The sequence below is a fragment of the Burkholderia anthina genome (assembly GCF_001547525.1).
Taxonomy (GTDB): domain Bacteria; phylum Pseudomonadota; class Gammaproteobacteria; order Burkholderiales; family Burkholderiaceae; genus Burkholderia; species Burkholderia semiarida.
Map to the genome: position 1 here is coordinate 854115 of NZ_LNJP01000003.1, position 17880 is coordinate 871994.

The 17880-nt window shown below is 69.2% G+C and carries 17 protein-coding genes; 7 read left to right on the top strand and 10 right to left on the bottom strand.

Annotation, left to right across the window (positions count from 1 at the left end; all coding sequences use genetic code 11):
• The 4 genes from WS64_RS24045 to WS64_RS24060 form a co-directional block, all read right to left on the bottom strand.
• On the bottom strand, window positions 1-300 hold the full coding sequence (locus WS64_RS24045) for a type II toxin-antitoxin system RelE/ParE family toxin (RefSeq protein ID WP_060967920.1): 300 nt from the start codon (window positions 298-300) through the stop codon (window positions 1-3).
• Complete coding sequence (locus WS64_RS24050) at window positions 297-572, bottom strand: YlcI/YnfO family protein (protein ID WP_059580322.1); 276 nt, start codon at window positions 570-572, stop codon at window positions 297-299. The genes WS64_RS24045 and WS64_RS24050 overlap by 4 nt, the downstream gene beginning before the upstream one ends.
• 98 nt (window positions 573-670) lie before the next feature.
• Window positions 671-1981 carry an MFS transporter gene (locus WS64_RS24055; protein ID WP_060968573.1) on the bottom strand — a complete coding sequence of 437 codons (1311 nt, stop codon included), beginning with the start codon at window positions 1979-1981 and terminating at the stop codon, window positions 671-673.
• A gap of 111 nt (window positions 1982-2092) precedes the next feature.
• A complete protein-coding gene (locus tag WS64_RS24060; protein ID WP_059580061.1) occupies window positions 2093-3118 on the bottom strand; it encodes an ABC transporter substrate-binding protein in 1026 nt (341 codons plus the stop codon).
• A gap of 237 nt (window positions 3119-3355) precedes the next feature.
• Here WS64_RS24060 and WS64_RS24065 point away from each other — a divergent pair, with 237 nt between their 5' ends.
• The gene (locus tag WS64_RS24065) at window positions 3356-4021 is read left to right on the top strand and encodes a response regulator transcription factor (protein WP_060967921.1); all 666 of its coding nucleotides are present in this window, start codon (window positions 3356-3358) and stop codon (window positions 4019-4021) included.
• A complete protein-coding gene (locus tag WS64_RS24070) occupies window positions 4008-5429 on the top strand; it encodes a sensor histidine kinase (RefSeq protein WP_060967922.1) in 1422 nt (473 codons plus the stop codon). The genes WS64_RS24065 and WS64_RS24070 overlap by 14 nt, the downstream gene beginning before the upstream one ends.
• Before the next feature lie 54 nt (window positions 5430-5483).
• Here the strand turns inward: WS64_RS24070 and WS64_RS24075 are convergent, their stop codons facing one another.
• Window positions 5484-5933, bottom strand: a complete 450-nt coding sequence (locus WS64_RS24075) for a hypothetical protein (protein ID WP_060315796.1) — start codon at window positions 5931-5933, stop codon at window positions 5484-5486.
• Between the two features lie 48 nt (window positions 5934-5981).
• On the opposite strand from WS64_RS24075, the gene WS64_RS24080 reads away from it, so the two are divergent.
• The gene (locus WS64_RS24080) at window positions 5982-6230 is read left to right on the top strand and encodes a DinB family protein (protein ID WP_230961935.1); all 249 of its coding nucleotides are present in this window, start codon (window positions 5982-5984) and stop codon (window positions 6228-6230) included.
• Window positions 6231-6236: 6 nt separating this feature from the next.
• On the opposite strand, the gene WS64_RS24085 is transcribed toward WS64_RS24080, so the two are convergent.
• Genes WS64_RS24085 through WS64_RS24100 form a run of 4 tightly spaced genes read right to left on the bottom strand, consistent with a single transcriptional unit; the run spans window position 6237 to window position 10911 of the window.
• Window positions 6237-7001: an ABC transporter ATP-binding protein gene (locus WS64_RS24085; protein ID WP_059580051.1), complete on the bottom strand. Its 765-nt coding sequence runs from the start codon at window positions 6999-7001 to the stop codon at window positions 6237-6239.
• Window positions 6998-7855, bottom strand: a complete 858-nt coding sequence (locus WS64_RS24090) for an ABC transporter ATP-binding protein (RefSeq protein WP_060967923.1) — start codon at window positions 7853-7855, stop codon at window positions 6998-7000. Before WS64_RS24090 ends, WS64_RS24085 begins: the two co-directional genes overlap by 4 nt.
• A gap of 11 nt (window positions 7856-7866) precedes the next feature.
• Window positions 7867-9678, bottom strand: a complete 1812-nt coding sequence (locus WS64_RS24095; protein WP_060967924.1) for an ABC transporter permease — start codon at window positions 9676-9678, stop codon at window positions 7867-7869.
• 39 nt (window positions 9679-9717) lie between these two features.
• Complete coding sequence (locus WS64_RS24100; protein WP_060967925.1) at window positions 9718-10911, bottom strand: ABC transporter substrate-binding protein; 1194 nt, start codon at window positions 10909-10911, stop codon at window positions 9718-9720.
• A 355-nt stretch (window positions 10912-11266) separates the two neighbouring features.
• Between WS64_RS24100 and WS64_RS24105 the strand changes: the two genes are divergently transcribed.
• Genes WS64_RS24105 through WS64_RS24120 form a run of 4 tightly spaced genes read left to right on the top strand, consistent with a single transcriptional unit; the run spans window position 11267 to window position 14854 of the window.
• The gene (locus tag WS64_RS24105) at window positions 11267-12280 is read left to right on the top strand and encodes a LysR family transcriptional regulator (RefSeq protein WP_060967926.1); all 1014 of its coding nucleotides are present in this window, start codon (window positions 11267-11269) and stop codon (window positions 12278-12280) included.
• On the top strand, window positions 12277-13737 hold the full coding sequence (locus WS64_RS24110; RefSeq protein ID WP_060967927.1) for an NAD(P)-binding domain-containing protein: 1461 nt from the start codon (window positions 12277-12279) through the stop codon (window positions 13735-13737). The genes WS64_RS24105 and WS64_RS24110 overlap by 4 nt, the downstream gene beginning before the upstream one ends.
• Complete coding sequence (locus WS64_RS24115) at window positions 13734-14264, top strand: CMD domain-containing protein (protein ID WP_060967928.1); 531 nt, start codon at window positions 13734-13736, stop codon at window positions 14262-14264. Before WS64_RS24110 ends, WS64_RS24115 begins: the two co-directional genes overlap by 4 nt.
• Entirely contained in the window at window positions 14261-14854 is a 594-nt protein-coding gene (locus WS64_RS24120) for a peroxidase-related enzyme (RefSeq protein WP_060967929.1), read from the top strand. The genes WS64_RS24115 and WS64_RS24120 overlap by 4 nt, the downstream gene beginning before the upstream one ends.
• A 266-nt stretch (window positions 14855-15120) precedes the next feature.
• On the opposite strand, the gene WS64_RS24125 is transcribed toward WS64_RS24120, so the two are convergent.
• Window positions 15121-17877, bottom strand: coding sequence for an Hsp70 family protein (locus WS64_RS24125; RefSeq protein WP_060967930.1), 2757 nt, complete (start codon window positions 17875-17877; stop codon window positions 15121-15123).
• Between the last annotated feature and the right edge of the window lie 3 nt (window positions 17878-17880).

The following is a 17880-nucleotide window of genomic DNA, read 5'->3' on the forward strand; positions in this document are numbered from 1 at the left end:
TCAGTGGTAGTCCTCTTCGCGCTGATGCCGAACGGCCAAGACCGTGACTTGTTCTGCACTTTCGATCTCGAACAGGAGCACATAGCCTGACGTGCCGAAGGAAACGATGAGTTCACGCAGGAAGGGATTGCTCCCATCCAGCTTGCGGCAGGTAAACGGAAACAATCGCAACATGGCCACACCTCGTTCGATCGCTTCCAATGCCCTCGCTGCCGCTTCCTCATCACGTTCGACGAGATATCGATACAGTCGCACCAAGTCTTCGCGCGCCGCACGCGTATATCTGACTTGGTAACTCAATCCGCCGCCTTCTTCGAACGAGCCGCTTTCAGCATGGACTCGAGCTCGCGCTGAACGTCGGCGGCATCGATGTATTCGCCCGTGCGTCGCGCCTCGTCGCGAGACGCCAAACCTCGTGCGACGAACTCGCGCTGCAAGCGTCGCCGAGCGATGCCATCACGCAACGCCGACTCCATGAACGCAGACAGCGTCTCGTTTTCCGCAAGAACTGATTCCGCTTCCTCGCGCAACTGCGGATCGACTCGCAGCGCGGGCATCGTGGCCGTTTTCATCGCACCCTCCGTGCATTACATATGTAATACATGGTAGCACATCGGCCCGAATCGACGACACTCGACCGTTCGTTCTAGTCGAGCTGTCGACGAAACGCTCACGCCCGCGCCGCCACCATCCCCCGCTCCGAGCGCGTCCACGCGACCAGCGCGCCGACGCCGAGCAGCGCGAGGCACACGATCGGCACGATCATCGGCCCGAACGCGGTGCCCGTCACCTTGCCCGCGAACGGCATCAGGTTCTGGCTGAAGAAGCCGCCGAGGTTGCCGATCGAGTTGATCGCCGCGACGCTCGCGGCCGCCCGCGCGCCGGTGAAGTAACGCGGCGGCATCGACCAGAAGCACGGATACAGCAGCGGGATGCACGCGCCGCCGAGCACCAGCGCGATGAAGCGCAGCGGCGTGGACGGCAGCACGAGGCTCAGCAGGAAGCCGAGCGCACCGAGCGCCGCGACGATCGCGATCGTGCGCAGGATGCTCTTCGCGCGGCGCAGCTTCGCCGGCAGCCACACCAGCAGCACCACCGCGAGCGCCCACGGCAGCATGCTCAGGAAGCCGTTCGTCGCGCTCGACACGCCGAACGATTTCACGAGCGTCGGCAGCCAGTACGTGACGCCGTACAGCGACGTCGACATCAGCATGTAGGTCGCCGCGAACAGCATCACGCGCGGATCGAGCAGCGCCTTCCACGGCTGCCCGTGCTCGGCCTGCGCCGGCTTCTCGCGCTCCAGCGCGGCCGCGACGATCTGCTTCTCGCGCTCGTCGAGGAACGGCGCTTCGCGGAACGACGCGGGCAGCACGCGGAACACGACGATCGCGACGATCACGGCCGGAATGCCCGTCGCGACGAACACCCACTGCCAGCCCGCGAGCCCCCATACGCCGTTCAGGCTCAGCAGCACGCCGCCGACCAGCGAGCCGAGCATGTTCGCGAGCGCGCTGCCGAGCGTGAAGATGCCGAGCACCTTCGCGCGGTAGCTCTGCGGGAACCACAGCGTCAGGTAGTAGATCACGCCCGGATAGAAGCCGGCCTCGGCGATGCCGAGCAGGAAGCGCAGCGAGCAGAACGCGGGCATCGACGTGGTGAAGCCCATCAGCACCGTGATGAGCCCCCAGGTCAGCATGATCCGCGCGAGCCACACGCGTGCGCCGTAACGATGCAGCGCGAGCGTGCTCGGCACCTCGAACAGCAGGTAGCCGATGAAGAACAGCGACGACGCGAGCCCGAACGCGGCTTCCGTCATCCCGAGGCTGCGCACCATCTGCAGTTTCGCGAAACCGACGTTCTGCCGGTCGATGAACGCGATCAGGAACATCACGACGAGGATGGGCAGCAGGCGCCGCGCCATCTTCGACATGATGCGCTGTTCTTCGGCGGACGCGGGGTCCAGGGTGTCGGTAGCGTTCACTTCAGGCTCCTTCGTGAATCGGTTGCGTATCGGTTGAATCGGCGCCGCGCGGAACGAGCGCGCCGGCGCCACGTGGTTCGATGAATGGAATCGGCTCGCGGCCCGCGTGGCTCAACCCGACCGGTAGTCGTCGAGCATCGGCGCGAACATCTCGTGCCACGCGCGCGGCTTCGCCTTGATCGTGCCGGCGAGGTACAGGAATTCGACGTAGTCCATCAGCTGGTTCGGCCGCACCGAGAAGCGCGTGTCGGGCGCGGCCAGCATGCGCATCACGTCGTCGTGCGACACGCCGACGCCGGACGACGCCGCATAGAGCGCCGCCGCCGCGCGCGGGTCCTGCGCGATCAGGCGGTTCGCTTCGTCGAGCGCGCCGAGAAACGCCGCGGCCAACGCGGGCTCCGCATCGACGAGCCGCTTCGGCGCGAACACGACGTCGAGCGTCATCGGCCCGAGCACGTCGACCGAGCTCACCACGCGATGGATGCCCGGCTGCCGCAGTTCGAGCGTCGAGAACGGCGGCGACGTGAAGTGCGCGGTCACGCCGTGCTCGCGGCGGATCAGCGCCTGCATCGCCTGCGGATGCGGCAGGTTCACGGTGATCGAATCGAGCTGCGCGAAATGCGTGGGGCCGAGCTGCCGGCTCGCGACCATCTGCAGCACGACCGCCGACAGCGACGTGCGGATGCCCGGCACCGCGATCCGGTCGGACGGCGTGAAATCGCGCAGCGACACGAGACCCGGCCGGTTCGCGTTCAGCGACAGCGACGTGGTCGACAGCCCGCTGATGCCGATCACCTCGACATTCGGAATGCCGCGCGCCCGCGCCCACAGCTCGATGAACCCCGGCGCGCCGGCGCCCGCGAAATCGAGCGTGCCGGCCATCATCGCGTCGTTGACGGAATTGCCGCCGTCGAGCAGCACCCATTCGACCGCGACGTCGCGCACGCCGTGGCGCGCCGCATGCCGCTCGAACAGCCGCTGCTTCTCCATCACGAGCAGCGGCAGGTACAGCACGCCATAGCCTTTCGAGATCCGCACCGTGCGCGGTTTCGCGCGCACGAGCGCCGGGGCCCCGAGCGCGCCCAGCACGCCGAGGCCGGCGGCGATCAACGCGCGGCGGCGCGGCGACGTCGTCATGCGCGCACCGCCGCGCGGCGGACAGCCAGCGGCGACGCGCCGGCCGGCGTGGCGCGGCGGCGCGCGTTCGTCGTGCCCGTGACATGCTGCATGTTGCCGTCTCCTTGAATATTTCTGGTATTAATGCCGTCCTTGCATCCTGCTTCCGGCTCGACACAGGTTATCGACCGAGTCTGAGAAAATGCTGACATCCCGCCCCCGGGAAAACCCCTAATCCACCTACCAGCAAACGGCACCATGCGCATTCTCGTCGTGGAGGACGATGCCGAAATCGGCGCGGCGATCCGCAGCCGCCTGGCGCGGCTCGGCCATGCCGTCGATCTCGAAACCGACGGCGCGACCGCGAACGGGCTGCTGCGCATCGAGCGCTTCGATCTCGTCGTGCTCGATGCGAACCTGCCCGGCATGGACGGCTTCACGGTGCTGCGCAACCTGCGCGCGGCCGGCAGCACGACGCCCGTGCTGCTCGTCACCGCGCGCTCGGCGATCGACGACCGCGTGAGCGGCCTCGGCCTCGGCGCCGACGACTACCTCGTGAAGCCGTTCGACTACCGCGAGCTCGACGCGCGCGTGCAGGCGCTCTTGCGCCGCAACAGCGGCCACGCGAACGACGTGCTGACGCTCGGCGGCCTCGTGATCGACCGCAGCAGCCGCCTCGCGGAACTCGACGGCCAGCCGCTGTCGCTGTCGCGCCAGGAGTTCGCGCTGCTCGAAATCCTCGCGAGCCGTCCGCAGCGCATCTTCTCGAAGGAAGAACTGCTGAACCAGTTGTTCAGCTTCGGCAACGAGCCCACGGCGAACGCGGTCGAGCAATACGTGACGCGCGTGCGCAGGAAGCTGCAGGGCAGCTCGGTCGAGATCCGCACCGCACGCGGGATGGGATATCAGATTGCCGCGCATTGACTGGTTCCCGAAGACGCTGTTCGGGCGCACGCTGCTGTTCATCGCGCTCGTCGTCGCGACCGGCGCGCTCGCGCTCGCGGCAATCGCGCGCTACTACGCGGGCGTCGCGGCCGAACGCGCGTACGACCAGTTGCTGGCGGGCGCGTCGATCCAGGTCGCGGAAAACCTCTACGTGCAGGGCGGCGTGCTCGCGCTGAATCCGCCGGTCGCCGCGCTGTCGACGCTGTCGCGCTACGACCTCGTCTACTACAAGGTGCTCGATTCGCGCGGCGTCGTCGTGGCCGGCTATCACGATCTCACGAGCCCCGCGACACTCGCCGCCGCGAAGCAGGGACCCGCGTTCGCGAACGCCGTCTATCAGGGGCATCAGGTCCGCACCGCGACGATCGCACGCTACATGCCGGAGGAAAGCACGCCCGGCTGGGCGCTCGTGACGGTTGCGCAGACCACCAACGCGCGCCAGCAACTGACGAACGACATGAGCATCAAGGTGTGGACGCTGATCCTGCTGATGAGCGTGCTCGCGATCGGTGCGAGCGGCCTCGCGATCCGGCGCGGCCTGCGCCCGCTCGCGCGGATCGGCGCGATCATCGCCGCACGCGACCCGGCCGACCTGCGGCCCGTGGCCGTCGATACGCCGAGCGAGATCGACGCGATCATCGGGTCGATCAACGGGTTGATGCGGCGGCTCGCCGAGCGGATCAACGCGATGCAGCGCTTCATCGCCGACGCCGCGCACCAGATGCGCACGCCGCTCGCGCGGCTCGACGCGCAGATCGAGCTGCTCGACGGCGAATCCGATCCCGCGCGTCACGCGGCGCGGCTCGATGCGCTGCGTGCGACCTCGTCGGACGTCGGCCGGCTCACCGGGCAGTTGCTCAATCACGCGATGGTGATTCATCGCACCGAGGCCGTGCCGCTGCAACCGGTCGACCTCGTCGCGCTCGCGAAAGAAGTGCTGGGCCGCACGATTCCGCTCGCCGGCGAACGCGACGTGGCGGTTGCGTTCGCGAGCGACGCGCCGCATGCGTGGATCGACGGCGATGCGATCAGTCTTCAGGAAGCGCTGTCGAACGTGCTGCACAACGCACTGCTGCACGGCCATGCGGACGACATCGTCGTGTCGGTCGCGACCATGGGTAACGCGGATCAGGCGGTGACGCTGACCGTCACCGACAACGGGCGCGGGATACCGCGCGAGCACTGGGACGCGGCGTTGCAGCCGTTCGTGCGGATCGCGCCGGACGGCAGCGAGCGGCGCACGGGGTCGGGCCTCGGGCTCGCGATCGTGCAGGAAGTGATGAAGGCGCACGGCGGGCGCGTGGGGTTCGCGTTTCCCGAGGCGGGCGGGTTCGCGGTGGTGTTGACCTTTCCGCGCGCGGTGACGGTGTACGCAAGCGACACTTAGGCAACGGCATCCGGCGCAGGCACGCTCCGTTGAACGCCGCCGGGCGACACGCGTTCAGCCGTCGCTGTCCCGACCGTCGTCGGCGTTTCGCCGCGCATGCCGCGCCACCAGTTGGTCCAGTTCGTCATACCGGCGGTCGCAGAACAACCGGCACAACGTATCGACGTCCACGCGCTTCCTCACGTCGATCGTCTCGACGTGCTGCTCCAGCTTGCCCTTGCCGATGCCGAAGAGCCCCTTCTTCATCCGCATGGACACCGCATTCAGCTGGAAGCCGTCCGAATGCGCATCCGTCAATGCCGTCACCCACAGCTCGCGCTGATCGTCGGCATGCTGCAACACGAGCGCCGGTAGCGGGCCGTCCTGCGTCTCGTTCCATTCGATGTGCTGGGCCGCCCAAGGAAACGCCTCGAACGCATGAACGAACGACGCGTAGTCGGTCGCGCCCTGCTGATCGAGCTGATTGAAATCGTAGCCGACTCTCTGGATGGAATAGGTCAACATGGCGCGGCAACCCCGTGGCGTTCGAGATCAGGAGATCGTCAATCTACCGTGAATTTCGGTATCGGTGACGATTTTTCAGGGCAGCTCATGCGCGAAGAGATGCTGACCCATGTTGTCACGCACGGCGGCTATCATCGCGGCGAAGCGGGCAGATTGATGATTCAGGCGGCCGCGCTCACGGCACAGGATATCGAACTCCCTTGGGATACCTACGCGGTTCACTTGCATCGGACAGAACCCGACCGACGGCTGCACGGCAAGGTCGACGACGCGAACCCGCCGAATGCCGGGCGATGAAACGCCCTACGCCGCCACCGCCTCCCCACCGAGATACGCATCGCGCACGCGCTCGTCGTCGAGCAACGTTTTCGCGGGCCCTTCCAGCACCACACGCCCCGTCTGCAGCACGTACCCGTAGTGCGCGATTTCCAGCGCGAGGCTCGCGTTCTGCTCGACCATGAACACCGTTACCCCTTGCGTGTTGATCGCGTCGATCAGTTCGAGCACCTTGTCGACGTAGAGTGGCGACAGCCCCATCGTCGGCTCGTCCATGCAGATCAGTTTCGGCCGCGCCATCAGTGCGCGCGCCATCGCAAGCATCTGCTGCTCGCCGCCCGACAACGTGCCCGCACGTTGCGTCAATCGTTCTCGCACACGCGGAAACAGGTCCAGCACGCGCTCATAGTCCTCGGCCACCGCCGCACGATCGCCGCGCGTGTACGCGCCCATCAGCAGGTTCTCGCGCACGCTCATGTCGCCGAACAGCCGCCGCGCTTCGGGCACGGCCGCGATCCCGCGCCGCACGCGCTGCGGCGTCGCGAGCGCGGTCACGTCGTCGCCGTCGAAACGCACGACGCCGCGGCGCGGACGCATCAGCCCGAGAATCAGCTTCATCGTCGTCGACTTGCCGCTCGCGTTGCCGCCGAGCAGGCTGACGATCTGCCCACGGGCGACTTCGAAGTTCACGTCGAAGTGCACCTGCACGGGCCCGTAGAACGTGTCGAGGTGTTCGAGTTTCAGCAGCGCGTCGGTCATGGTCGTATCAGGCACGGAAGATTGCACGGTCATGCGGCCGCCTGCGTAGTGCGGTCCGCCGGCGCACCGATCGCGTGGCGGCGACCGAGATAGGCTTCGATCACGCGCGGATCGTGCCGCACGTCGCGCGGCGCGCCTTCGGCGATCTTCACGCCGTTGTCGAGCACCATCACGCGGTCGGACACGCGCATCACGAGTTCGTGCTTGTGCTCGATCAGCAGGATCGTCAGCCCGCGCGCCTTCAGCGACTGGATCAGTTGCAACATCTCGGCCGTCTCCGTCTCGTTCATCCCGGCCGTCGGCTCGTCGAGCAGCAGCAGGCGCGGATGCAGCGCGAGCGCGCGGCCGATCTCCACGCGCCGCCGGTTCGCATACGACAGGCTGTGCGCCGGATGATCGATGCGCGGCGTGAGCCGTTCGCCGAACCCGGCGACGATCGCGCGCGCCTCGTCGCGCAACGCCGCTTCCTCGCGCCGCACCGACGCAGGCCGCACGAGCGCGCGCAGCACTTCGGCCGCCGCACCGAGCGCGGGCCAGCCCGGCCGCGCCGCACGCAGCCGCGCATGTGCGCCGATCAGCACGTTGTCGAGCACGCTCAGGTTGCCGAATACACGGCCGTGCTGGAACGTACGCGCGATGCCGAGCGCCGCGAGCCGTTCGGGCGCGGTGCCGGTGATGTCGCGGCCGTCGAACGTCACGCGGCCGGCATCGGGCCGGTCGGCGCCCGCGATCAGGTTGAACAGCGTCGATTTGCCCGCGCCATTCGGGCCGATTACGCTCAGCAGTTCGCCGTCCGCGAGCGTCAGGCTCGCGCCGTCGAGCGCGGTCACGCCGTCGAAGCGGCGCGTCAGGCCCTGCACGTCGAGCAGGGGTCGAGTCGTCGTCATCGCATTCCTCCTCACACCGTGCCGAGCAGGCCCTGTGGCCGGAAACGAACGAGCAGCAGCAGCACGAGGCCGTAGATCAGCATCCGGTAATCGGCCGCCCAGCGGAACAGCTCGGGCAACCCGATCAGCGCGATCGCGCCGACGATACCGCCGAGCACGTTGCCGAGCCCGCCGAGGATCACCATCGTCAGCGCGAGGATCGACACCTGCGAATCGAAGGTCTGGTGATTGATGTAGCTGTACAGATGCGCGGCGATCCCGCCGCTCACGCCCGCCGCGACGCCGCCGACCGCGAACGCGATCGCCTTGTAGCGGTTCGGCGCGATGCCGTGCGCGCGCGCGGCGACATCGTCCTCGCGCACCGCGCGCAGCGTGCGGCCCAGATGCGAGCGCAGCAGCCGCACCTGCACGAGCGCGAACACGACGAGCACCGCGAACGTGAACCAGTACGCGGCGCGCGCGGTCGTCGCCCACGGCAGCGGCGCGATGCCGGTAATGCCGAGCGGGCCGCGCGTGAGGCCATCCCAGTTCAGGATCACGAGGCTCACCACTTCGCCGATGCCGAGCGTCGCGATCGACACGTAATGCCCACGCAGCCGGAACGCCGGATAGACGAGCAGCGTGCCGAGCACGGCGGTGATCACACCCGCGCACGGAATCGTCACGGCCGGCGACCAGCCGAGATCCGACGACAGCAGCGCCGACGCATACGCACCGATCACGAGCAGCGCGGCGTGGCCAAGCGAGATCTGCCCGACCGTGCCCGCGACGAGCGTGAGGCTCAGCGCGAGCAGCCCGTACAGCCACGCGTTGGTCAGCGTCTGCAGCACGTACGGCGATGCACCGAGCCACGGCAGCACGGCCGCCGCCGCGATCAGCGCGACGAGTACGGGTCGCGGCACGCGCACGGCTTTCGCGGCGGCGAGGAAGGTGCCCGTCATCGGTTCGGGCGGCAACGCGCGGTTCGCGCTGAACAAGCCGTTCGGCCGCCACACGAGGAACACGATCAGCAGCCCGAACGCGAACAGGTCGCGGTAGCTGGTGCCGAACAGCGCGACACCGTAGCTTTCGACGAGACCGAGCAGCAAGCTGCCGGCGATCGCGCCGGGCACGTTGCCGAGCCCGCCGATCAGCAGCGCGACGACGCCCTTCAGCGTCGCCTGAAAGCCCATCGCCGGATCGAGGCTGTTGTAGTACATGCCGACCAGCAGCCCGCTCACGCCACCGAGTGCGCACGCGATCGCGAATACGGTCTGGTTCACGCGATCGACGTCGACGCCCATCTGCAACGCCGCGTCGCGATCCTGCGCGGTCGCGCGCACGGCCCAGCCGAGCCGCGTGAAGCGCAGGAAGCCGTACAGCAGCGCGGCCGCCGCGATGCCGATGCCCGCGATCAGCAGGTCGAGCGAGCCGAGCGTCGCGCCGGCGATCCGCAGGTGCCAGTCGGGCAGCGGCGTCGGCACCGCGCGCGGGTCCGCGCCGAACGCGAGCTGCGCGAGCTGATCGAGGATGAAGCTGATGCCGATCGTCGCGAGCAGCGGCGCGATGCGCGCGGCATGGCGCAGCGGCCGCAGCCCGATCCGCTCGATCGCGATGCCGAGCGCGCCGCAGCCGACGACGACCGCCGCGAGCGCGACCGGCAGCGGCAGCCCAAAGCGCGTCAGGCACAGCCAGCCGATGAACGCGCCGACCATGTACACCGAGCCGTGCGCGAAGTTGATCAGGTGCGACACGCCGAAGATCAGCGCGAGCCCGACCGCGAGCAGCGCGTAGATGTTGCCGACGATGAGGCCGTTGAGCGTGTAGTCGAGCCAGGAAGCCATCACGATGCGTCCGTCAGGTGCAGGCGGTTCATGTCGGGTTCAGCGCGCCGCGAGCTGCGGCTTCGCGCCGTCCCACAGCGCCCACTGCCCCTGCTTCACGACCAGATACACGGTGCGCGCGCCCGCGACGCGGCGCGTCTGCGGATCGAAACGCACCTTGCCGAAGATCACGCTCGGCACGTCGCTGATCTTCGCGAAGCCGTCGTGCGCGGCCTCGCGCGTCGTGCCGTAGCGGCGCAGTACTTCCGCCGACAGGATCAGCGCATCGTACGCCCGCGCGACGAACGAATCGGGATCGGCGTGGAATTTCGCGCGATAGCGCTGCACGAACGCCTGCACCTCGGGGCGCGGCTCGGCCGGGAAGAAGTTCGATTCCGTATAGACGCCTTCGACGGCCGTGCCGCCCAGTTCGAGGAACTTCGGCGAATACACGGAGCCCACCGCCGCGATCGGCAGCGCGACGCCCGACGTGCGCGCCTGGCGCACGATCTGCGCGCCGTCCGCGTAGTAGGAAATCAGCACGATCGAATCGGGCTTCGATGCGCCGATCCGCACGAGCGTCGAGCGGAAATCCTTCTCCGCCGGCTGGTAGCCTTCGGCCGCGACGACCTGCGCGCCGAGCCCCGTCACCGCCTTCGCGAAGATGTCCTTGCTGGTGCGGCCCCAGTCGGTGTTCAGGTACAGCACCGCGATCCGCTTGAAGCCGAGTTCCTTCACCGCGTAGCGGGCGAGTAGCGGCTGCTCCTCGGCCTGGCTCAGCGCGGTGCTCCACAGATAATCGCCGCCCTTCGTGAAATCCGGATGCGAATTCGTGAAACCGAACTGCACCAGTTGCCCGCGCTGGTAGATCGGCGATGCGGCCATCGACGTCGCGCTGGAAAAATCTCCGAGCTCGATCGCGATGCGCGGATCGGCGACGAACTTCTGCGCGATCGCCACCGCCTGGCGCGGATCGCTGCGGCTGTCCTGGAAGTCGATCGCGAGCGGCCGGCCGTGAATGCCGCCGCTGCCGTTGATCTCGTCGAGCGCGAGATCGAAGCCGCGCTTCCACTGCTCGCCGTATTGCGCGTCCTGGCCCGTCAGCGGCCCGCTCACGCCGATCACCACCGGCTCGCCCGACACGCCGGCCGCAAGCGCGCCGCCCGCCGACAAGCCCCATGCGGCGGCGAGCGCCGCCACCGTGCCCAGCACGCGCCGCCATGCGCCGCGCGCGTCGTTCCCCGAAACCTTCATGCGTCCCCCAGCTTCCGTCAATCGAAAAGAGTGAGGGCATGTAACCATCCGGTTCAGGACGATCCAACGAAGTTTTGCGCATATCGATATCGCATGCGGCGCGAAGCCGATGACGAGCGCGAACGGCCGCCGATACCCGCCGCATCGATCGACATGCCGGCATGCATCGCATCGTGTTGATTCGATTGGCGTTTCGTTCGGCGCACCGTGCACCACCGGTGCGAATGCACGCACGACGGGCCGCCGCGGCCGTTACGCCCTTCGCAGTTTTCCCGCTGTCGATAGCAAAAATCATTATATGAATCGTGCATGCTGGCACTCCTACAATGCGCAAATCGCATCATCGGAACGCGTCATGGAGTTGCATCAACTCGAAGCCTTTTCCGCAGTCATGTCGGCCGGCAGCGTCACCGGCGCGGGCGAGCTGCTCGGCCGCTCGCAGCCGGCCGTCACGCGGCAGATCCAGGAGCTCGAAGCCGATCTCGGCTACGCGCTGTTCGACCGGCACGGCCCGCGCGTCACGCCGACGCGGCGCGCGTTCCTGCTGTACGAGGAAGTCGAGCGCTCGCTGGTCGGCCTGCGCGCGATCGAGGCGCGCGCGCGCGCATTGGGCGACGAAACGGCCGAACCCGTGCGCATCGCGGCCACGCCGTCGCTCGCGGCCACGCTCGTGCCGGCCGCGCTCGCCGCGCTGCCCGACGACGCGCATGCGCCGCACTATCAGTTGCGCAGCGAATCGGCCGAGCACGTCGTGCACGAGGTGCTGGCCGGCACGGCCGATGTCGGCGTCGTCACGCTGCCGATGGCGCATGCCGGGCTCGACGTGCACTGGATCGCGCAAACGCCGTGCGTCGCCGTGCTGCCGGCCGACGATCCGCTCGCGGCGAAACCGCGCATCGCGCTGCGCGAGCTCGCGCGGCGCCGCATCGTGACGGTCGCGAACCGGCACCGGCTGCGCCAGCGGATCGACGCGGCGTTCGCGGCCGCGCGTGTCGATGCGCACGTGTTCATCGAAACCAACGCGTCGCTGAATGCGGTGATGGCCGCGCGCGCGGGCATCGGGGTCGGCATCGTCGATCCGGCCACGGGCGTCGCGCTGCCGGTGGACGGTGTCGTCGCGCGCGCGCTCGACGTCGACATCCCGTTCGCGTTCGGCGTCGCGACGCCGGCCGGCAAGGCGCGCACGGCGGCCGTCGACGCACTGCTCGACGCGCTGCATCGCACGACGCGCGCGCTGCTCGACGACGTAACCTTTCACGATGCCGCCGCGCACGATGCGCTGCTGCGCGGCGACCGGCTGCGGGCCGACCGCGCGACGCGCGCGCCTCGCCCGGCACGTACCCGCCGCGTGCGCCCGGAGGCCGCATGACGCCCCCGCTCGACGCACTCGAGGCGCGGCTCGCGCAGGACCTGCGCTGGCTCGACCTGCCCGCGCCGTCGTGGGTGCCGCCGCGCGAAGCGGACGGCGCGCGCGTGCTCGACGTCGCGATCGTCGGCGGCGGCATGGCCGGGCTCGCGGCGTCGGCCGAGCTGCGCCTGCTCGGCATCGACAACCAGTGCGTGATCGACCGCGCGCCGGCCGGCTACGAAGGCCCGTGGGTCACGTTCGCGCGGATGGAGACGCTGCGTTCGCCGAAGCAGCTTGCGGGCCCCGCACTCGGCCTGCCCGCGCTGACGTTCCGCGCGTGGTTCGAAGCGCAATACGGCCGCGACGCGTGGGACGCGCTGTACAAGATTCCGCGCCCGCAATGGATGGACTACCTGCGCTGGTATCGGCGCGTGCTCGACCTGCCGGTGCGCAACGACACGACGCTCGTCGCGCTGCGCCCGCGCGACGACGGGCTGCTCGCGCTCGACGTGCGCGGCAACGGCGAAGCGCACACGCTGCTCGCGCGGCACGTCGTGCTCGCGACCGGCCGCGACGGCCTCGGCGGCCCGTACGTGCCGTCCGTCGCGCGGCGCGCGCCGCGCGCGCGCTGGGCCCATTCGTCCGAGCCGATCGATTTCGCCGCGCTCGCGGGCAAGCGCGTCGGCGTGGTCGGCGCGGGCGCGTCCGCGTTCGACAACGCGGGTACCGCGCTCGAAGCGGGCGCCGCGCGCGTCGACCTGTTCTTCCGTCGCGCGGACATTCCGCGCATCAACAAGCTGACCGGCATCGGCAGCCCGGGCCTCGTGCACGGCTACGCCGATCTCGACGATGCGACGAAGTGGCGTTTCATGCACTACGCGCTGACGTCGCAGACGCCGCCGCCGCGCGACAGCGTGCTGCGCGTATCGCGCCACGACCATGCGCATTTCCATGCGGGCAGCCCGATCGAAATGCTCGCCGACCACGCGGACGGCCTCGAGGTGACGACGCCGCGCGGACGCTACACGGTCGACTTCCTGATCTTCGCGACGGGCTTTCATTCGGACTGGACGACGCGCGAGGAATTCGCGTCGTTCGGCGCGCACGTGCGGCGCTGGAAGGATCGGTATCGGCCGAAACCGGCGCTGTGGCTCGACGAGCTCGCCGAGTCGCCCGATCTCGGCCCCGCGTTCGCGTTCCAGGAGCGCGAGCGCGGCGCGTGCCCGGCCGTCACGCGCATTCATTGCTTCAACCATGCGGCGAGCCTGAGCCACGGCAAGCTGTCCGGCGATATCCCGGCGATCAGCGCGGGCGCGCAGCGGCTCGCGCGCGGCATTGCGAGCCGGCTGTTCGATGCCGATCGCGACCGCCACTACGATGCGCTCGTCGCATACGCGAATGCCGAACTGCAAGGCGACGAATGGCGCGACGCCGACGCCATCGATCACTTTGACGACGAAGGGAAACCGAAACGATGACTGACTCCATCACGCCGGCCGCCGGGCCGGACACGATCGACGCGGCAGCCGGCCTGCGCGCCGGCGACGCCGTCGCCGCGCTGCGCCGCGCGCGCGACAAGGTGCTGTTGCATACGCAACTGAGCGAAGCCGCGCTGTTCGATCCCGCGCTGCCCGATCTTTCGCTGATCGAGCGGCTGCATGCGGCACGGTATGTCGCGCGGCAGTCGAATGCGCACGCGCTGGCCGACATCTATCGCGCCCGTCTGCTCGACGCAGGCGGCACGACCGACGACATCGAGCACGCAGATGCCGACGCGTTCGACGCGCTGCCTCGCCGCCTCGGCGCGATCCTGCTGCACGCGAAGCGCCTGACGCACGCGCCGGTCGATGCGCGCGCATCCGATCTCGACACGTTGAAGTCGGCCGGGCTCACGACGCCCGCGATCGTCGCGCTGTCGCAGCTCGTCGCGTTCGTCGCGTATCAATTGCGCGTCGCCGCGGCCGCGCGGGCGCTTCAGGCACGCGCCGCACAGGAGGCCGCATGACGACTGCCACCCACGGCTTCACCTCCGACACGCTCGGCTGGCGCGCGTGGCTCGACACGGTCTCGCTCGATGCGGCGACGCCCGATCAGCTCGCGGTGCTCGAAGCGAGCCACCCGCAAGCGAAGACGTCCGACTATTACCTGCTGCTCGTCCACCTGCCGGACATCCTGCGGCAGCGCTCGGGCGTGTTCAACGCGATCATGTACGGCCCCGGCGGGCTGTCGCGCGCGGAGCGCGAACTGGCGAGCACGGCGGTATCGCGCGTGAACGGCTGCGTGTATTGCGCGTCGGTGCACGCGCAGCGTTTCGCGCAGCTCGCGAAACGCACCGATGCGATCGAACAGGTGTTCGACGACCCTGCGACGGCCGGCACCACGGCGCGCGAACGCGCGATCGTCCGCTATGCGATCGCGCTGACCGAACGGCCCGACGCGATCGACGAAAGCGACATCGCCGCGCTCGAAGCCGAAGGGCTGACGCATGAGGAAATGCTCGACCTGTCGCACGCGATCGCGATCTTCGCGTGGGCGAACCGGTTGATGCTGACGCTTGGTGAGCCGGTGTTTCCGGAGCCGGCGGCCGGCGCCTGACCGCACGCAGGAACGCGGCGCGGAACCGGCCCGTGTCGCGCCTTGCGCGTCAACGGTCGGTGCGCTGCATGCTCGCGGGAATTCATCTCGCGCGGCGTTCGGGGCGGCGCAGGAGGGCGCGAAATTCGAATCAATGGAAAAACGACGCGAAGCAGCGTCGGTATCGCACGCCTGAATGGAACGGGCGTCGCGGTCGCGCCATGGTTGGCGCGACCGCGACCGGATGCTTCGACCTTCCAACGAGATCGAAACATCCTGTACTGCCATCAATCGCCCAGCAGCTTCAACCCGGCCGGCAGCGTTTCGCCGAACACGCGCACCGTATCGGCTTCGTCGAACGCGATCGCCTCACGCACCATGTCGATCCACGCCGCCGATGCATTCGCGGCCGACAGGCGCTTGATCACCGCCTCGCGCGTGTCGTCCGGAAGATCGCGCGAGCGGTCGCCCGTCATCCGCGCAATCTGCGCAGCCGCGAACGCAGCCGGCTCGACCTGCTTCCAGTCGAGCGCGAACAGCGCATCGAGCCAGCCGATGACGATTTCCGCCGGCACGACGCCGTGCGCGCTGCCGTAGAACGGCCGACGCGCGCCGATCCGCCCGAGCGCCCACGCGCACAGCGTGCGTTCGGCCGGCTTCTGCAGTTGCGCGATCAGGCGCTCGGCCAGCTCGACCTTGCGCTCGACCGGCAGCCGTTCGAGCGACGCGGACAACCGCGTCATGTCGGCCGGCCCGACCTTGGCCGGATCGAACGGCAGCTTGCGCCGCTTGTCGTCGGACGGTTCGAGGAACGCGATCGCATCGCGCACCTGCGTCTGCGCATCGTCGTCGAGCCCGCCGGCCACGCGCCGCCACAGCGTCCACCACTCGGACCACACCTGCGCGTCGGTCACGTATTGAATGCCGTCGTCGAACAGCGGCCACAGTTGCTCGATGCGCCACGCGTCGAGCGGATGGCCGAAACCCGGACGCAGGCAATACCCGGCGAGATTCAACCAGGCGCGCTCGTGATCGGCCGAGCGGCGCCGCCGCCGCGCCCGCGCGAGCAATGCGTCGAACAGTTCGCGTGCAAGCGCGACGTCCCAGTCTTCGCGCGCGCCGAGCACGTGTTCGAGTTGCGCGCGCAACCGGCGCGTGTCTTTCGGCGTCACGCCCGCGGCCTTGCTGCCGAACGAGCGCTCGATCAGCTCGATCGCCTGGTCGAGCCGCGGATGCCGCGTGGGCGCGGCAGCGTCGCCGTGCACCGGCGCGTCGCCGCGCAACTGGAATTCGAGCCGCCAGCGTCGCGCCGCATCGTCGATCGCGATGCAGTGCATTTCGAGCGTGCCGACCTCGGTCAGCGACGCGGTGAGCGTCACCGGCGTTTCGCGCGCGTCGCCGCCCGCCTTCGCGTCGACGACCGTCGCGATCGGCGGCAGCCGCACGAAATCGCCACCGTCGAGATCGACGAGATCGCCGGCTTGATACTTCGTGTCGGCCACGGTCGATACGAGGTGGAAGCGCACTGGCTGCCCAAGCTGTAGCGCGAACGTGCGATCGTCGAGCCGGATCTCGCGGCCCTCTTCCGCGCCGCGCGGCAGCAGGCAGACGCCGCGTGCGGCCGCGCCATCGGCGCCATCGTCGAGCACGAGGAAATAGCTGCGCGCGGAGCCGCCGCCGATGCGCGGCGCATGCCCGGCGCACGCGAGCCCGTAGGCCACCGCGCCGCGCGCGACGGCCACATCCGGGTGCGCGTTGTGCAGCACGTCGAGCGGCGCGCCGCGCCACGCGCCGAGCGTCTGCGCGAGACGGCCGGCAAGCGCATCCGCGCGGAACACGCCGCCGTTGAGCAGCAGCGTGTCGGGCAGCGGCCCTTCCGCATGACGCTTCAGGAACGCGGCGACGTGGCGCGTAATGGCCGCGTCGCTCGCATACGGCAAGCCGAATTCGACGATCGCCGCGCGCGCCCGGCGCGGCAATTCGTCGGCGTCGACCTGCGGAAAGAACCCGTCGACGACGATCTGCTCGACTTCCTGCCGGGTCAGCTCGGCCGAGCGCGCGCCGCCCACCAGCTTGCTGCCCGCGCCGAGCAGCGTGACGGTGACGGACGCGGGTGCGTCGTCGCCGAGCAGCCGCTCCTTCGCCGCGCGGCAGCGCTCGACGAGTTGCGACAGGCTCGCCGCCGACAGCCGCGTGCCGGGCTCCGTCAGCCGCGTCTCGACGAGGCGCGCGAGCGCGAGATCCATGTTGTCGCCGCCGAGCATCAGGTGGTTGCCGACGCCGACGCGCGTAAAGGTCGGCTCGCCGTCGTCGCCCGGCGCGACGTCGACGAGCGTGAGATCGGTCGTGCCGCCGCCCACGTCGCAGATCAGCACGCGCCGTGGATGGGCGAACGTCTCGCGCAACGTGTCGCGTTGCCCATACAGCCAGTCGTAGAACGCGGCTTGCGGCTCTTCGAGCAAGCGCAGCGCCGGCAGCTTCGCGCGTTTCGCGGCCTCGACCGTCAACGCGCGCGCGCCGTCGTCGAACGACGCGGGCACCGTCAGGATCACGTCCTGCCGCGCGAGCGGCGCATCGGGAAAATGCGCGTCCCATGCGTCGCGCACGTGCGCGAGATAACTCGCGCTCGCGTCGACCGGCGACACCTTGTCGACACCGTCGGCCGCGCCCCATGGCAGGATCGCCGCGAGCCGGTCGACCGCGGCATGCGACAGCCAGCTCTTCGCGCTCGACACGAGCCGGCCCGGCACCTGAGCGCCGAGCGTGCGCGCGTAGCGGCCGATCACGGCCGGCGGTGCGCCGGCCGCGTCCGCTTTCGTGTTGGCCTTCGGATCGGCCGCCCACGGCAGCCGCAGCGCATCCGGCGGCAGTTCGCCCGCCGCCGGGTGATACCGCACCGACGGCAGCAGCGGCTGCGCGGCCACCGCGCCGGGCCCGACCAGTTGCTCGACGTCGAACACGCGGATCGCGTCGGAACCGGCCTCGACGTACGCGACGACCGTATTGCTCGTACCGAGGTCGATGCCGACCGTATAACGCTTCATCGC

Bases quoted from the DNA above. Each gene is read 5' to 3' on its own strand.
- WS64_RS24050 (WP_059580322.1), bottom strand. From the start codon at position 572: ATGAAAACGGCCACGATGCCCGCGCTGCGAGTCGATCCGCAGTTGCGC.
- WS64_RS24060 (WP_059580061.1), bottom strand. From the start codon at position 3,118: ATGACGACGTCGCCGCGCCGCCGCGCGTTGATCGCCGCCGGCCTCGGC.
- WS64_RS24065 (WP_060967921.1), top strand. From the start codon at position 3,356: ATGCGCATTCTCGTCGTGGAGGACGATGCCGAAATCGGCGCGGCGATC.
- WS64_RS24075 (WP_060315796.1), bottom strand. From the start codon at position 5,933: ATGTTGACCTATTCCATCCAGAGAGTCGGCTACGATTTCAATCAGCTC.
- WS64_RS24085 (WP_059580051.1), bottom strand. From the start codon at position 7,001: ATGACCGTGCAATCTTCCGTGCCTGATACGACCATGACCGACGCGCTG.
- WS64_RS24090 (WP_060967923.1), bottom strand. From the start codon at position 7,855: ATGACGACGACTCGACCCCTGCTCGACGTGCAGGGCCTGACGCGCCGC.
- WS64_RS24095 (WP_060967924.1), bottom strand. From the start codon at position 9,678: ATGGCTTCCTGGCTCGACTACACGCTCAACGGCCTCATCGTCGGCAAC.
- WS64_RS24100 (WP_060967925.1), bottom strand. From the start codon at position 10,911: ATGAAGGTTTCGGGGAACGACGCGCGCGGCGCATGGCGGCGCGTGCTG.
- WS64_RS24105 (WP_060967926.1), top strand. From the start codon at position 11,267: ATGGAGTTGCATCAACTCGAAGCCTTTTCCGCAGTCATGTCGGCCGGC.
- WS64_RS24110 (WP_060967927.1), top strand. From the start codon at position 12,277: ATGACGCCCCCGCTCGACGCACTCGAGGCGCGGCTCGCGCAGGACCTG.
- WS64_RS24115 (WP_060967928.1), top strand. From the start codon at position 13,734: ATGACTGACTCCATCACGCCGGCCGCCGGGCCGGACACGATCGACGCG.
- WS64_RS24120 (WP_060967929.1), top strand. From the start codon at position 14,261: ATGACGACTGCCACCCACGGCTTCACCTCCGACACGCTCGGCTGGCGC.
- WS64_RS24125 (WP_060967930.1), bottom strand. From the start codon at position 17,877: ATGAAGCGTTATACGGTCGGCATCGACCTCGGTACGAGCAATACGGTC.